We start from the raw sequence: 15,978 nt of genomic DNA on the forward strand, positions 1-15,978 counted from the left end.
TATCATCTTAACTTTTACTATTCTATTTATAACTGCGCACCGTGGGTTGCACATTTGCAAACTCCAGGGTTTCTTTGTGAAGTTTGAAATTACCGTTGTGATATTCCCATGCGGACACATAGGAATACTTCTCATCATGGCGAAGGGCTTCGCCGTCGCTAGTCTGGTGTTCCTCCCTAAAATGTGCCCCACAGGACTCCTCACGCTCTAGGGCATCGGTGCACATTAACAGCCCTAATTCGATGAAATCGGCCAAGCGCAGGGCTTTTTCCAGTTCAGTGTTCATTTCATGGTGTCCACCAGTTACGTTTACTTCCTTCCAAAAAGCATCCTTGATTTTCTGTATTTGCGAGATGGCTTTCTCCAATCCTTCTTTATTTCTACTCATGGTACATTCTTGCCACATGACCTTGCCCAGTTCCCTATGAAAATGGTCCACCGTTTTATCGCCTTTGATGAAAAGCAGCTTGTTAATTTGTGCTGCCACTTCCTTTTCCACTTTTTCAAATTCCGGATGTTCCGTCGTTGGGTGGTCTTCCTTCAAGGCATTGGCCAGATAGTTATTGATGGTGTTGGGCAGTACAAAATAACCATCAATACTGGCTTGTAGCAATGAATTGGCCCCCAAGCGATTGGCTCCGTGGTCGGAAAAGTTGCATTCGCCTATGGCATATAAGCCCGGAATGGTGGTCATCAATTCATAATCTACCCATAGCCCGCCCATGGAAAAGTGGGCAGCCGGGGAAATCTGCATGGGCTCTTCATAGGCATCTACCCCGGTAATCTTTTTGTACATCTTAAATAGATTGCCATAACGGTCCTTTATAATTTCAATACCGAAACGTTCTATGGCGTGTTTAAAGTCCAGGTACACGGCATTTTTTAATCGGCCCACCCCATAACCGGCATCAATACGTTCCTTTGCTGCCCGAGAAGCGATATCCCGAGGAGCGAGATTGCCAAAACTGGGGTAACGGCGTTCCAAATAATAATCGCGTTCCTCTTCGGGAATAGCGTTGGCGTTTCGGTCATCATCTTTCTTTTTGGGCACCCAAATCCGGCCATCATTACGCAAGGATTCCGACATTAAGGTGAGTTTGGACTGTGCTTCACTGGTCTGTGGTAAAGCTGTGGGGTGTATCTGTGTAAAGCTCGGTGCGGCAAAAAAGGCACCCCGTTTATGGGCCTTCCAAATAGCACTGCCGTTGCAGCCAATGGCCAAGGTGGATAGTCGAAAAACCCTAGAATAGCCGCCAGTTGCCAGCACTACGGCATCAGCGGCAAAACGCTTTAATTCGCCTGTTGTCAAATCGCGAACGACAATACCTTTGGCCTTTCCTTCAATGACCACTAAATCCAACATTTCGTGGCGAGGGAACATCTGTACTTTTTTGGCCCGCTTCATCTTATACAATTGGGAATATGCGGCCAATAACAACTGTTGTCCGGTCTGCCCGCGGGCATAAAAGGTGCGTTGTACATGTACGCCCCCAAAACTACGATTGACGAGCACGCCACCATACTCACGGGCAAAGGGCACGCCCTGCTGCACGTAATGGTCTATTAAAGGTGCCGAGAGTTCCGCAAGGCGATACACATTGGCTTCCCGTGAACGGAAATCACCTCCCTTGAGCGTATCATAAAACATTCTCCATACACTGTCGCCATCGTGCTGATAGTTCTTTGCTGCATTGATACCCCCTTGTGCGGCCACGGAATGTGCCCTGCGGGCAGAGTCCTGGTAGCAAAAACATTTCACATCATAGCCCAGTTCCGCAAGGGTAGCTGCGGCCCCTGCTCCGGCCAAGCCGGAACCCACCACGATAACATTTAATTTTTTCTTATTGGCAGGATTGATCAATTGCGATGTAATTTGATAGTTACGCCATTTGTTTTCCAAGGGCCCATTGGGAATTTTTGCGTACAACACCATCATTCCATTATTTAAGGTAAACCATTAGGGGTATGATGCCAAAACCAATGGACATCATGCCCGCATAGGCCAAGGAAATCTTGGCGAGGATGTTTAACCCTTTTTTATGGTAAAAGCCCAGGGTCATAAAAGCACTTTTAAATCCGTGGTGAAGATGCAATCCCAACGGAACCATCAAAACGGTATAGAAAAAAACATAGTAGCTATTTTGAAAAAGGCTGTAGGTCACCTCATAGACATCTACATGGCCGTTGTCATCCAGGCGCACCCCTTCACCTAGGCCCAATTTAATACGGGCCCAAAAATTGGCCAAATGAACTACAAGGAACAGCAAGATGGCAACCCCTAACAAGCCCATATTTTGTGAAGCCCAACTACTGTTTTGCCTAAGCTTGTTCTCTAGGTATTTTTTTGGTTTTGCCCTTCGGTTTTTGAAGGTTATCTGTATAGCGTAAATAACATGTAGGATGATGGAGAGGTACAAAACATAGGCCACGATCTTGATCAAAAAACTTTCCCTAAGGGTTGTTGCGTAAGCATTGTACAATCCCCGAGCAGTCTCTTGGGGCAGCAATAAAATGATATTCGCCGAAAGGTGCACGATCAAAAAGATGCAGAGGAAGAGTCCCGTTAGTGCAATAATGGATTTTCTGAGAAACATCTAATCATGGAGTATGAGTAAAGGCACAAGGCTGTCAAAAGTCTGTTTTAGGGTAACACTGCCATCCAATAGGCGCTCCAACATCCCTTTTTTCTCGCGAACCATACAAAGCAACCCAGAATAATCCTTCATCAGATAATCGTTCAAATCTTTGTGGATATTTCCAGAACCAAAGGTATACTCTACCGACGGGTTTAGATCCTCTATACCAATAAGGGAGGTTTCTATCTTCTTGGCTTTCCCTTGTGCTACGTGCAGCACCTTTATTTTGCTCTTGTGCAAAGTGGCAATCTTGCGCAGGGGTGCCACTATTTTGGGGTCTGAAAGGAGTTTGTCGCCCACTGCGTATACAATTTGGTCAAGTTTGCGAAAATGATGGTTCCCAGGAACTACGATAATAGGGGTTGAAGATTTTGAGACTACGCCTCCGGCCACACTGCCCATAAAGACTTCTTTTAGTCCACTCGCCCCTTTGGTGCCCATTACGATGAAATTAAATCCTCCTTCCTTGGCAAGGCTTACAATGGTGGCAACGGCGGACCCTTTAACGAGTTTTGTATGTAATACCACATCGGGAAAATCCTCCTTGCTCGCTTTTAAGAGGTTGTTCATTTTTTCTTTGGCGTCCTTAAGCAAAACACCATCAATATTTTTCATGAGAAGGGCGCCAGAAGATTGCACTCCATAGGTGTGAAGAAGTGTAATCTCCATGGGAGAACCTGCAAAAAGCTGGGCAGCGTACCGTAACGCATTGGCCGAAGTATCTGAGAAATCTACGGGAACAAGAACTTTATCCATTTTCTTTTAATTTGGCTCGAACAATGATTGTTCTAGGTTGTTTTTTAAGAATCGATGATGGTATAACGATTTGAAAATAGAAACAGATTCTTTAGCAAAACTTTAGTAAGCGGTAAAAGACCAAAAACTGCTTATAGTCCCTCTTTCGCTTAAAGGAAGGTTGATGGCAATTATCTCCAGAGCGTCGTGGTTTTCCTAAAAATAGGCCAACCTCCTTAACTTAAGTTTCTCTTAAGAATTGATCAATAAATTTATAGAGTACAAGCATATTGAGTGTTTAAATTCTTGTTATATGGGTGTTTAGACCTTTAGTTGGGTTTCCGAACAAAATAAAAATCTACCAAAAACAGCAGTACATGAAACTTTTAGAAAAAATTCTTTTGGCAGTTGATTTTGGAAAATCTTCCCAAAACTTGGTGCAGAGTGCCATAGAACTTGCCAGGATATTTGAGTCAGAAATTATTCCCATATATGTATTGCCTGATGATGTCACGAATGAAAAGGTAAACACCCTGCTCGGCGAAACAGCCTTGACCAAACTGAAACAAACAGCCGCGCACATTGAAAAAGAGGGGGTGATGGCACACGAACCTGTATTGGAACGTGGCACTGCCCATGAACAGATTCCAAAAATGGCCGTAACCACAAATGCCAATGTGATTTTGACCGGATCAGGGGAAACCCATAAAAACGACACCTTTAGATTGGGAACCACCACCGAACGCATCATACAAAAAAGTGAAAAGCCCGTCTTTGTAATCAAGGAAGGGGTTTTGCTCAACGTACACCATATTTTATGTCCCATAGATTTTTCAGAAGCATCACAGCGGGCATTGAAGAATGCCATTACCATGGCAAGACGTTTTAAATCTGAGCTGACGATTCTCAATGTTTGTGAACTATCAAAATCCACATGGTTTTCTACGGACAACCTATTGGAAGTAGCCAATGAAGAAAAATTCAGGGAGGAACGGCAAAAATTCGAAGATTTTTTGAAAGAGTTCAATTTAAGCGATTTGAATTGGACCAAAGAAATGCCCAAGGGCAACCCCTCCGAGGAAATCCTGAGTACGATTTCCAAAAAAATGATCGACCTGCTCATTATGGGCACAGCTGGCAGAACGGGCCTTAACCGCATGCTCATGGGCAGTGTCACGGAAAAGGTGGTGCGCGAAGTGCCCTGTTCATTTCTTACCCTAAAGTCAGAAGATATGATTTCATTACAATTTAAAAACCATATCAATGATATGGAACAACTGCACAAAACGGCCGTCCAATTAATGAACGATGGCTTCTACGAAGAGGCCAAAGATCATTTAAAAGCCTGCCTTGCCCTCAACGATATGCACGTACCTGCACATAAAACCTTGGCCAAGGTATATGACAAACTCCAACAACCTGAAATGGCACGGATGTGCCAAAAGAATGCCAAGGATATCATGGATAAAATCTGGTACCAAAAAATAGAGGAAGAAGTAAGAAAATTGCGCGGTAGCTAACAAATAGCCCTACACTAAACTATGCAAAAAGCCAAAGGAAACGTAACCAGCGTCAATGAGTCCCTTGTTGGGGTACAAGCCACAGATGGGGCCATCATGAACGGGGAGGTGGCCTACATCACCATCGAAGATGGTAAAAGGTTGAAAGCTGAGGTGATTGACGTGAAGGAGGGAGATAACGCATACCTGCAGGTCTTTGAAGATACCAGTTGGATGAAGGTAGGCGACCCGGTGGAATTTACAGGGCTTCCGCTGGCCGTAAAATTGGGGCCCGGCATTCTGGGATCTGTGACCGATGGCCTACAAAACCCCTTGTACGAATTGGGAAAAATCGAATGGTTTTTGGAAAGGGGTCTGGAGGTAGCCCCGCTTGATACCGTCCAAAAATGGCATTTTACCCCAAAAGTGAAACCGGGAGATGAGGTAACGGGCGGTTCCGTTTTAGGTTCCGTGCCGGAAAAACTGTTCGAGCACAAGATTTTCGTGCCATTTACACTTCAAGGGAATTATACGGTTGAACATATCGCGGTAGCGGGTGAATACACCGTTGATGAACCCATAGCGACCGTCACCGATAGCACAGGTAAAAAAATGGAGTTGAAAATGGCTTTTGAATGGCCTGTAAAAAAACCCATGCCCTTTAACGAGCGCTCCGTACCGGTAAAGCCGATGCCTACCGGAATCCGCATTTTGGATGCGTTATTTCCCATTGCCCAAGGTGGCACGGCCTGTTGTCCGGGGCCCTTTGGGGCTGGAAAAACGGTATTGCAACACAGTTTGGCAAAACATTCTGAGGCCGATGTCGTCATTATCGCCGCTTGTGGTGAACGTGCCGGGGAGGCGGTGGAAGTCTTTAAGGATTTTCCCGAACTTATCGATCCCCGAACGGGTAAATCGCTGATGGACCGTACTTATATTGTGGGCAATACCTCATCGATGCCCGTGGCCGCTCGGGAAGCCTCCGTTTATATGGCCACCACGGTGGGTGAATACTATCGCAAGCAAGGGTTGAACGTTCTCATTTTGGCAGATTCTACCTCGCGTTGGGCACAGGCACTGCGTGAGACTTCGGGCAGAAAAGAGGAAATTCCCGGTCCGGAGGCCTTCCCTATGTATATTTCCACCTTGATATCCGCCTTCTATGATCGCGCGGGGGTAGAAATTTTGGCGGATGGCCAGACAGGTTCCCTCAGTATTATCGGTACGGTTTCCCCGGCAGGCGGCAATTTTGATGAACCCGTTACCCAGGCCACATTGTTAAGCACGGGAGCCTTTTGGGGCTTATCAAGGGCATTGTCCGATGCGCGGAAATATCCGGCTATAGACCGTATCGACAGCAATTCAAAATATCCCTCATTATTGGAGGAAAACGAAGTTGCTTACTTATTGGAACTGTTACGCGATGGCAAAACCATTGCCTCCAACATCATATTGATGGGTGAAAAGGGCATCACCGACGAGTCTTACATTCGCTACCAAAAAGCAGAGCTGCTCGATGCGGTATTTCTACAGCAGAACAGTTTTCACGAAGTGGACGGGGTGACCCATCCCCAAAGGTTGCGCCAAATGTTCACTATGGTCAAGCAAATCATTGATGCCCCTGTTTACATTCAAGGAAAAGAAAAAATACGGTCGCACTTCAACTTTTTAAGACAGGCCTTTCTCGATTGGAATTATATGAGGCCCGATGAAGAGGGCTTCGAAAAACAAAAAACAACATTGTTGAACTTGGTGAAACAGCGCGGACATGTTGCAGAAAACGTATGAGAACATAGACAGTATCGGACGGGCCATTTTAACCATCAAGGCCCAAGGGGTCCACAATAAGGAACTTGCCGAAGTGATCTATCCCAACGGACAAAAAGCCTTTGCCCAGGTTATTGCCTTGAATGGTGACCAGGTGACCCTACAACTTTTTGGGGGTGGATTTGGTGTATCGACGGACTGCAAGATCCGTTTTCTGGGAAAACCCATTCAAGTAGGATTTTCTGACGATATGTTGGGTCGTGTCTATTCGGGCAACGGCCAGCCGATTGATGGCGGTCCTGAACTGCTTTCGGATAGGGTTCGGGTCGCCGGGCCCTCCATTAATCCTGTAAAACGCCTTATTCCGAAGGATATGATTCGTACAGGGGTGCCCATGATCGATGTGTTCAATACGCTGGTACGCTCCCAGAAGATACCCATTTTTGCCAAGGCAGGAGAGCCCTACAACCGCCTATTGGCCAATATTGCCACCCAGACCGATGCCGATGTCATCATTATCGGTGGGGTCGGTCTCAAATACGATGAGTACCATTACTTTAGGCAACGGATTGAGGAAGCGGGCAGTAAAAACAAGACCATCATGTTCATACATACCCATCGCGATTCCATCGTTGAGGGATTGATGGTGCCCGACTTGGCCTTGGCGGTGGCAGAGCAATTTGCGCTTCAGGGAAAAAATGTATTTGTGCTGTTATCCGATATGACCCAGTGGTCCGATTATTTGCGGCAAGTGGCCAATGCCCAAGACCAGATTCCGGCCAACCAGGGCTATCCGGGAGACCTGTATTCCCAATTGGCCAGTCGTTATGAAAAGGCCGCCGATATTGAAGGTGCGGGCAGCTTGACCATTCTCGGGGTTACCACCATGGACGATGTGACCCACCCCGTACCCGACAACACGGGCTATATCACCGAGGGGCAGTTCTTTATGAAAGATGGCTATCTGGAATTGTTTGGTTCCCTGAGCCGTTTAAAACAACAAGTAAATGATCGTACCCGCCCCGACCACCGAAGCATCATGAACGCCATGGCACGCCTGCTTTCCGAAGCGGAGGAGCGGGTAAAAGCGCAAAAATTCGGTTCGGTCAAGGATGATTATTCCCTGAGGTTGTTAGCGTATAGACAGACCTTTCAAAGGGAATTGATGGATCCGTTCCGCTATTTGGAATTGGAGGATGCACTTGATCTCTGCTGGGACATCCTTGCCCAACATTTTAAGAAGGAGGAAGTAGGACTGTCCTCTACTATGATGGAGGAATACTGGCCTAAAAAAGGGGAATATAAAGTTTTAAAAGTATTGGCAGATGAGTGAGAAGACCTTGGATAAATTAATTGCTACCCTGAAAACTGAGGCCATAGAGGCCGCCGACAAAGAAGCGGGGCAAATCGTGGAGCAAGCACGTACTCAAGCGCAAAAGATTCTCAAGGAAGCCGAAGTCAAAAAAGACGAGCTTTTCGGTAAGGCAAAAAAAGAGGCACAGGCCACCCGTGAGAAAGGGGAAGCTGCCCTAAAACAGGCGGCGAGAGATGTTACCGTTTCCGTACGCAATGATTTACTCAAACTTTTCAAAGCCGCACTGGAACGGGAAGTGGATGCCAATTTCAGCCCAGATTTTATGGAAAAGGCCATTCTGAAAGTCGTCGAAAATGTGGGCAGCGGGGCGGCATTGAAACTTCCGGAAGGGATGGAGGGGAAACTGGCCGATAAAATACAGAAGCGATTGCAGGAATCCGATAATCTGGAAGCCATTACCAAAGATGCAAGCTTGCCCAACGGATTCGTCATTAACAAGACCGACCAAGGGTGGAGCTATCACATCTCGCCCGAAGAGGTAGCAGAATTATTGAATGAACACCTCAGCCCGAAATGGGTCGACATCCTTACTAATGAATCGGACACATGATTAGCGGGGACTTGGAATATACCATAAGCAGCTTGCCCTATCTGTCGTTTCAAGATACGGCGGAGGAACGTTCCAAGGTACTTTCCATCCTAAAAAAATATGCCCATCCATCGGAGTCGGAAAAAGATTTGATTACCATTTTGGATGGGGAAACCAGAAAATTTCTACCTCAAAAGGCCTACGAGATATTTCAACAGATCGAACTGAATACGATTCATTCAGAAGCATTTCAAAAAAGTGGCAACAACGTGCTGGCCGCTTTTTCGAGCTATATGCATTCCCTTAAAAAAGACGTGCAACAGCTACGGATTTTCCGACGAAATGAATCTGAGTCCACCACAAAAAAACTACCACTGCCCTTAGTGCCCGGCACACCTTTGGAGGAGGAAATCCAGCTACTGCAATGGCAATGGGATAAACTGGAAGAACTTTCCCTAGGGCATTATGCCGATTTTGGTGCCTTGGTCATTTACAAATTGAAATTGCAGCTATTGTTGCGATGGTGGGGCTTTGACCAAGAACAGGGTTTTGAAAATTTTCTGAACACTACAAAAAGGATGGAAGATGGCCGATAAGATATTAATGAACAAAAACACCTTGGCGGCCCTAAAGGTTGAACTCAAGGAATACCATACGGCACTACCGGTCTTTGAGATGAAAGAGCAGAAGCTCAAAGAAGTGGTACAGGCCACTGAAAACAAGATTGCGCGATTAAAACAGGCCATTGACGAAACCAACGAACAAACCAAGGAATGGGTGGCCGTGATGGCTGAGGAAAATGTTGCCCTTCCCGAACTGGCAAAAGTGGATCGGGTCGTCACCGAAACCAAGGAAATCGCAGGGGTGAGCATTAAAGTATTTGAAGACATCGTCTTTGAAGACGATGAGGTCGACCTTTTTAACACCCCACTTTGGATAGACAGGGCGCTGGACGTGATACGCGAACAAAAGACCAACCGTACCCTGGTGGAAATCGAAAATAGCAACCTGAAACTGCTCTGGGAAGAACTGGCTGAGGCCCGAAGGATGAAAAATGCCCTGAAAGAAGTGTTCATTCCCGAAACACAGGAGAACATTCGAAAGATTGAAATCTATTTGGGCGATGTAGAACGCTTGGCGATAGGATGTGCCAAACTGGTCAAAAAGAAAAAGGAGGGAAAAAAGGCCACGGTATGATTGTACGGATGAAGGAAATACTGCTCTTTACCACCGCACGTTCGGTAGACGATTCCATTCTGCAATTGGGCAAACTGGGCGTGGTGGACATTCAGGAAGTCAATGGTTCAAACAATGGAACTTTGGAAAGACGCTTGGAAGCGGTACAGCGTGCCGAAAATGCCATTTCCATCCTTAAGCAATATGCGAAAAGGAAAAATGAAGATGATAGCCGTACAAAATATACTGTGAATGATCCCAAACAGTTGGTGGACCGCGTCTTGCAAACGGAGGAAATCAGGCAAAAAGCCCAAGAAAAATTGGATACCCTAAACCTGCACTTGCAGTGGTACAAAACCTGGGGCGAAAAGGTAAACATCAAAGATATTACCGATTTGAAGCAGCATGGGATTCACCTTAAGCTTTACCTGCTGGACAAAGCTGTGGTGGCCTCTTTGAACGAAAATCATACTTTGGTAAAACTTCCCGAACGCCAAGGCAAGATTCCCGTGGTGTTGGTGGCCCGAAACGAATCGGAAAAACTGAACCGTAAGGAAAAACCCCTGCCTCAGCAATCCTTTGAAGACATTAAGCAACAGATTGAAAGAAAAGAGCGCCAACTGGCCGAGGTGGACCTTTTTTTGGAAGACCAAGCCGAGAATATCGCATGGCTTGAAGACTTCTTGCTACTCGCGAAAGACCGACTGGGCATGCAAGAAGCCTTTGAGGGTATGGGCGACATTGAGGGAAAGCTGAAATACCTAAAAGGATACATTCCCCGAAATACCGTTGATGATTTTATGGCCGCTGCCGAGACGAATCGTTGGGGCTATCATATTGCAGATCCCGAAAAACCTGAGAATGTACCTGTTTATATCAAGAATCCCAAATGGATCAGTATCATTAATCCCGTAATGAAATTCATCGATATTGTCCCAGGATACAAGGAAGTCGATGTCTCCATTTACTTTTTGGTGGCCTTTGCTCTATTTTTTGCCATGTTGGTGGGTGATGCGGGCTATGGATTGATTTTTCTGTTGGTCACTTTTCTGTTTCGTAAAAAGATGACAGGCCAAATGCAGGTTTTAATTTACGTATTGAGTGGGGCGACCATTCTCTGGGGGGTATTGAGCGGCACTTATTTCGGATCCGAACAAATCGCGGCCCTCCCATTTCTCAACAAGTTGATAATTCCTGAAATCGCCAGTTTTGGGGTGGACAATATTTCGTTTATGATGCACCTGTCGTTTTTGATAGGGGCCATTCATTTGACCGTCGCCCATGCCATTCGAATAGTTCAGTTTATCAATTCCATAAAGGCCTTGAGCGAGGTGGGCTGGATTGCGTTGGTCTGGGGTCTCTTTTTGATTACCGAACAACTAGTGCTCGGAAAGCCCATGCCCGCTTGGGTCCTTTGGTTGTTTGTAGTCGGGGCAGCTTTGGTAGCCCTCTTTTCCGTTGAAAGTAAAAACGTTATCAAAAGCATGGGCATATCCCTTGCCAACCTGCCTTTGAGCCTGATAAGCGGATTTTCGGACATTGTTTCCTATGTACGGCTTTTTGCCGTGGGGATGGCCACTGCCGCGGTCGCATCTAGTTTTAACAACATGATATTGCCCGATGGAACCGCTGGTATGGGTTTGATCAACATCGTATTGGCGGCCATTGCCCTGCTTTTGGGCCACGGTCTTAACATTGCCCTGGCGTTAATGGCCGTGATGGTGCATGGCATACGCTTGAACATGTTGGAGTTTGCAGGGCATCTGGGGGTACAGTTTTCGGGCGAGGCCTATACCCCTTTTAGGTTGATTTCCCCAGAAAACGGAGCCAAGAACAACATGGGGGCAGCGACTACCAAAACATAGAAGACAAAATCACAATAAAACTCAAGATTATGATGGATATAGCACTTTTAACAACAACGGTAAGGGGGCTCGGCGATATGGGAATGTCCCTCGCCATCGCTTCAATTGGTTCTGCAATAGGGACGGGAATAGCCGGTATGGCGGCCATCGGGGCATGGAAAAAAATGATCGTTGGCGGGCAGAAGGCAGCGACCGCCCTGCTTATTTTCGTAGGGGCACCACTATCACAGGTCATTTACGGCATGATCCTTAAAAATGCCATAGCCGATGCCAACCTCGCACCAGATTCGTATATCTGGCAGATTATCATTGGACTGGTGGCGGGGGCGGCCATGGCAGGTTCAGCCATCTTTCAGGGAAAAACCGGAGCCCGGGCCTGTGACGCCATAGGCTCTGGGGCCAACGACACGGCCAAATACATCATGGTCATTGGTATTGTGGAAACGGTGGCCCTATTCGTAATGATATTTACCATGACCGGATTGCCCACGGCCTAAAGCTGTCAGATATCATGTTTTGTTCCATGCTTAGTTGATATCTTCCATTTGCCGTTTACGAATGGCAAAAAAACCTCCATCATGAAAATTTTGGTCATTGAAGACAATAGGGAACTGCTAAGAGACATTAAAGGTTTTCTGGAGGGGGAAGGGAACATCTGCGAAGTTGCTGCCAACTATTCAACGGCTCAAGACAAGGTGGCCTTTTTTCCCTACGACATACTGGTCGTTGACATTACCTTGCCTGACGGTAACGGGTTGGATATCATCAGGGCCGTGAAAAAAGAAAACATTGACGCGGGCATCATTATTATTTCTGCCAAAAACGCTTTAGGTGATAAAATACAGGGTTTGGACATTGGGGCTGACGATTATTTGGCCAAACCTTTTTATCTGGCAGAGCTCAATGCGCGTATTAAGGCGATTTACAGAAGAAAGGTATACCAAGGCAATAGCGAAATTTTTTTCAACGAGATTAAAATAAAACCCGATAGCCATGAGGTTTTTGTCAATGACCACTTGTTGAACCTCACCAAAAAAGAGTTCGATATCATTCACTTTTTTGTGGTGAACAAGCATCGGCTTTTGACCAAGGAGGCCATTGCGGAACATCTATGGGGCGATCACATTGAAATGGTGGATTCCTTTAAGTTCATCTACACCCATATGGCCAATTTAAGGAGAAAAATAACCGCCGCAACCGGTAATGATTACATTAAATCCATCTATAGCGTGGGCTATAAATTCACTGATCGCGAATGAAACTCGTCAAAAAAACCAATACCTATTATCTCATTTTTCTGGTTTTGATTTTTCCGGTCATGATCACGGTAGACTATTATTTGATACGCTATTTGGTGAACCTTGAGGTAGAAGAGGTTCTGCTCCATGAAAGAGATCGTATTGAATTCCAATTACGGGAGAAGGGCAACTTGCCCACATCATCCTATGTGTTGGACACAATGGTTCTAAAGCAGGTTTCCGGTCCCGTAGCCTCTTTTGGGGACACCATTATTTATGAGGCCTATGCAAAAAAAACCGTCCCGTATCGCACCTACACTTTTAATACCGAGATGGACACTGAAACCGTACAAATTAGATTAAAACATGTGTTATTGGAAATCAACGAATTGATATGGCTTCTTTTTATCGCCACAAGTTTTATCATTCTCTTGTTGTTCTTGGGCCTTTTCTTTATCAACAGAAGTATTTATAGATGGGCTTGGAGCCCTTTCTTTAACAACCTGACCAAGCTCAAAAACCACAACATCATTCAAACGGACGCCATTCAATTGGAACCCTCTAGCATTACCGAATTCCAAGAATTGAACCAGGTAATCACCGCCTTGATGGAACAGGTTCGCAAGGATTTTCAGAACCTCAAAGAATTCAATGAAAATATTTCCCACGAAATACAGACCCCACTTGCCATTATTAGAAATAAGGTGGTGCTTCTTATGGAAAGCACGCATCTTGATAAAAAGGATCAAGAACGGGTACAGGCCATCTATCAAGAAACCAACAAGCTCTCCAAAATAGGCAAAGCCCTAACGCTGATTTCACGTATTGAGAACCAAGAGTTCAAACGGTCGGATGCAGTAGATGTCCACATCATGGTTGGTAACATCTTGAGCAACATGGAAGAAATCATCAAGTTCAAGGAGTTGGAGGTATCTGTAGCAATATCTTCAACTGTGATGGAATGCGATCATATCTTGGCCGATATCCTTTTGACCAATCTCATTAAAAATGCAGTGGAACACAATGTGCAGGGCGGGATGATACAAATTGTGTTGGAAGACGGTAGCTTTAAAATATACAATACGGGAGAAATGCCGGAAGTGGCTTCCGAAAAGTTATTCGACAGATTTCAAAGGGGCAAGGCAAAGACCGACTCCTTGGGTCTGGGCTTGGCCATCAACCAAAAAATATGTGAAATCTATGGTTTTAAATTGGAATATGAGCAGGTAGGTGAAATGCACATCTTTTCGCTATTCTTTTCACCATCTAATCAGGCATAACTACAAATTATACGTACACTAAAGGACCTTTCTAATACCTCTAATTCAATGGATAAAAAAGGCACTGAAACTTTAAGGGTAACAAAAATAAATTTTAATTGTTTGATATAAGCCAATAGGGAACTATTGCAATGCATTGGGGAACACTTTATTGACCATTCTCCCAAATTTGAGCTTACAGAACTTTTTAATTTCTGAGCTTTTTGAACACAGCAAAGCTGATGGAAGAAAACGAGAGGCTCTTCAAGTTAAAGGAGATGGAATATGTTGAAAAAATAGCGGAGAAAATAGGTGGGATTACTGTCTCCGGAAACGGGGGTATGGTTGAGCAATTGGCAGCGGTTTTCTCGGTCAATAAATAGGAGTTAAATGCGCCAATGGGAGTTGGCGCATTTTTTATGCAAGAAAATCTTCTAGGTATGGGGTCTAAACACCTCAGTCTTGTTACTTTAAACATCGCCACCTAGTCAACTTTTTACTGAAAATAATTTTTGGAAGGGGGCGGGTTATAGAGGGTGAAATGATATGAAAAAATATTTAATAGGTGACAAAAACCTCGAGTTTATCAGACCAATAGTGCAAAGGAGAATTGTTTAGCAATGTGAAAATCGCTTATTAAAATTAAAAGAAAAATGCCTGGTGATTCCGGAGGTCGAAATTAAGGTGACGATAGAACAGGAGGTATGCTGTCGAAAAAAACCGTCTTGGCTCCATAAAGTCAACTTTTTATAAAGGGTGAAAATTATTTAGTGAATCATGGAAGGAATGACTTTCTAATTAATCTCAAGTGCAGTTCCTTGTATATCAATTTTCCAACTTGCTTTTTTGTCAAGTAAATCAATCCTGCATGTAATTTGTCCGTATTCAAATTTTTGCTCCTCTATTTTTTTGGCAAACCTATTAATTACTTTCTCAATTCTCTTTTCTCTCTTTTTAGGCTTTCCCAGCCTTTGACCAATAACTGGAGATGTTATAAAAACCCTGTCTGAATTATCAGTAAATAGACCCAACATATTAATTGAGGGCAACTTAGTGCCTTTATTGTAAGGAGTAATCTCGGTTATAGGATTTTTGATCAGGAGCTCGTCCCAGATACGTTCATGATTGCCATTTTCAGAACCATGGTGGGCAGGTTTAAATAATGAAGATGCTTTATCTTTATTTTGAGAATGGTCTAAAATGTTTAACCACCCCAGTCTATTATCGTTTGAAGTCTCAAGGTCTGCCCCCATAAGTGCAGTATGCTGTCCCAAACGAATTACAGCCACCACAGAATTATGATTTGGAGACTTTTTCTGGAATTTAACATTGGGATTGTGTCCATACTTCTTGATAAGATTTGCTAAATTTTTTTCGAACGTTTCAATTGCAAAATCAGAAGGTGATAAAGCATTAATATAACTAAAAGTATCGTCAGAAAGTTTGGTAGTATGCAGATTTCTATCGACCACCGCTTTTTTTAGTTGCCCTTTACGTGATTTAAGGATTTTAACGCACTCGGAAAATTCGGTTGTGGAGGCAACCGAATTGTGTGTTTGTGCCTTCTGTAAATCAAATCCAACAAAAGTAAAAAATAACTCTTGCTGAATTATTTGGCCCGCAAAAAAATTTGCTGATTCAGCTTTTTCAAATAAGCTAGAAATACCTTTTATATGATCATTGTGCCAATGGGTAATCAAAATACATTTAACATCCTTTGAAACATCAACGCCTATTGAATTCAAGTACTGTAGCGGAAGACATTCTTTGGTATTAGGATTAATGCAAGAATCAATTACGGCCCATTCATTGTTTCCCAAATGAATAACTATACTCTCACCGTAACCGCCGCCAGTTCCTAAAAGAGTTATTTCACCAACATTTTGTCCTAACTTCATC

At 44.5% G+C, this 15,978-nt stretch carries 14 protein-coding genes and 1 pseudogene; 11 read left to right on the plus strand and 4 right to left on the minus strand.

All coding sequences use genetic code 11. The annotated features are described in order from the left end of the window. Positions 1–22: 22 nt before the first annotated feature. Genes I595_RS12960 through I595_RS12970 form a run of 3 tightly spaced genes read right to left on the minus strand, consistent with a single transcriptional unit; the run spans position 23 to position 3,392 of the window. Positions 23–1,933, minus strand: coding sequence for a fumarate reductase/succinate dehydrogenase flavoprotein subunit (locus I595_RS12960; protein ID WP_054560076.1), 1,911 nt, complete (start codon positions 1,931–1,933; stop codon positions 23–25). Positions 1,934–1,940: 7 nt separating this feature from the next. Next, positions 1,941–2,594: a succinate dehydrogenase cytochrome b subunit gene (locus I595_RS12965; RefSeq protein ID WP_054559869.1), complete on the minus strand. Its 654-nt coding sequence runs from the start codon at positions 2,592–2,594 to the stop codon at positions 1,941–1,943. Then, entirely contained in the window at positions 2,595–3,392 is a 798-nt protein-coding gene (locus I595_RS12970) for a universal stress protein (RefSeq protein ID WP_054559870.1), read from the minus strand. It lies immediately after the preceding gene. A gap of 356 nt (positions 3,393–3,748) precedes the next feature. Here I595_RS12970 and I595_RS12975 point away from each other — a divergent pair, with 356 nt between their 5' ends. The 11 genes and pseudogenes from I595_RS12975 to I595_RS17435 form a co-directional block, all read left to right on the plus strand. Next, a complete protein-coding gene (locus I595_RS12975) occupies positions 3,749–4,891 on the plus strand; it encodes a universal stress protein (protein WP_157449746.1) in 1,143 nt (380 codons plus the stop codon). A gap of 21 nt (positions 4,892–4,912) precedes the next feature. Next, positions 4,913–6,658, plus strand: coding sequence for a V-type ATP synthase subunit A (locus I595_RS12980; RefSeq protein WP_054559872.1), 1,746 nt, complete (start codon positions 4,913–4,915; stop codon positions 6,656–6,658). Then, entirely contained in the window at positions 6,639–7,970 is a 1,332-nt protein-coding gene (locus I595_RS12985; RefSeq protein ID WP_157449747.1) for a V-type ATP synthase subunit B, read from the plus strand. Before I595_RS12980 ends, I595_RS12985 begins: the two co-directional genes overlap by 20 nt. Next, entirely contained in the window at positions 7,963–8,562 is a 600-nt protein-coding gene (locus I595_RS12990) for a hypothetical protein (RefSeq protein ID WP_054559873.1), read from the plus strand. The genes I595_RS12985 and I595_RS12990 overlap by 8 nt, the downstream gene beginning before the upstream one ends. Further along, entirely contained in the window at positions 8,559–9,137 is a 579-nt protein-coding gene (locus tag I595_RS12995; RefSeq protein WP_054559874.1) for a DUF2764 family protein, read from the plus strand. Before I595_RS12990 ends, I595_RS12995 begins: the two co-directional genes overlap by 4 nt. Then, positions 9,127–9,738: a V-type ATP synthase subunit D gene (locus I595_RS13000; protein ID WP_054559875.1), complete on the plus strand. Its 612-nt coding sequence runs from the start codon at positions 9,127–9,129 to the stop codon at positions 9,736–9,738. Before I595_RS12995 ends, I595_RS13000 begins: the two co-directional genes overlap by 11 nt. Then, positions 9,735–11,582, plus strand: coding sequence for a V-type ATP synthase subunit I (locus tag I595_RS13005; RefSeq protein WP_157449748.1), 1,848 nt, complete (start codon positions 9,735–9,737; stop codon positions 11,580–11,582). The genes I595_RS13000 and I595_RS13005 overlap by 4 nt, the downstream gene beginning before the upstream one ends. Positions 11,583–11,611: 29 nt before the next feature. Further along, positions 11,612–12,079, plus strand: coding sequence for a hypothetical protein (locus I595_RS13010; protein WP_217997194.1), 468 nt, complete (start codon positions 11,612–11,614; stop codon positions 12,077–12,079). An 81-nt stretch (positions 12,080–12,160) separates the two neighbouring features. Then, positions 12,161–12,841 carry a response regulator transcription factor gene (locus I595_RS13015; RefSeq protein WP_054560079.1) on the plus strand — a complete coding sequence of 227 codons (681 nt, stop codon included), beginning with the start codon at positions 12,161–12,163 and terminating at the stop codon, positions 12,839–12,841. Further along, positions 12,838–14,100, plus strand: coding sequence for a sensor histidine kinase (locus tag I595_RS13020; protein ID WP_054559877.1), 1,263 nt, complete (start codon positions 12,838–12,840; stop codon positions 14,098–14,100). The genes I595_RS13015 and I595_RS13020 overlap by 4 nt, the downstream gene beginning before the upstream one ends. A 197-nt stretch (positions 14,101–14,297) precedes the next feature. Further along, positions 14,298–14,462: pseudogene (locus I595_RS17435) on the plus strand (slipin family protein); the annotation flags it as partial. A 411-nt stretch (positions 14,463–14,873) separates the two neighbouring features. Here the strand turns inward: I595_RS17435 and I595_RS13025 are convergent. After that, complete coding sequence (locus I595_RS13025) at positions 14,874–15,977, minus strand: MBL fold metallo-hydrolase (protein WP_054559878.1); 1,104 nt, start codon at positions 15,975–15,977, stop codon at positions 14,874–14,876. Between the last annotated feature and the right edge of the window lies 1 nt (position 15,978).

The sequence above is a fragment of the Croceitalea dokdonensis DOKDO 023 genome (assembly GCF_001306415.1).
GTDB classification, from domain to species: Bacteria; Bacteroidota; Bacteroidia; order Flavobacteriales; family Flavobacteriaceae; genus Croceitalea; species Croceitalea dokdonensis.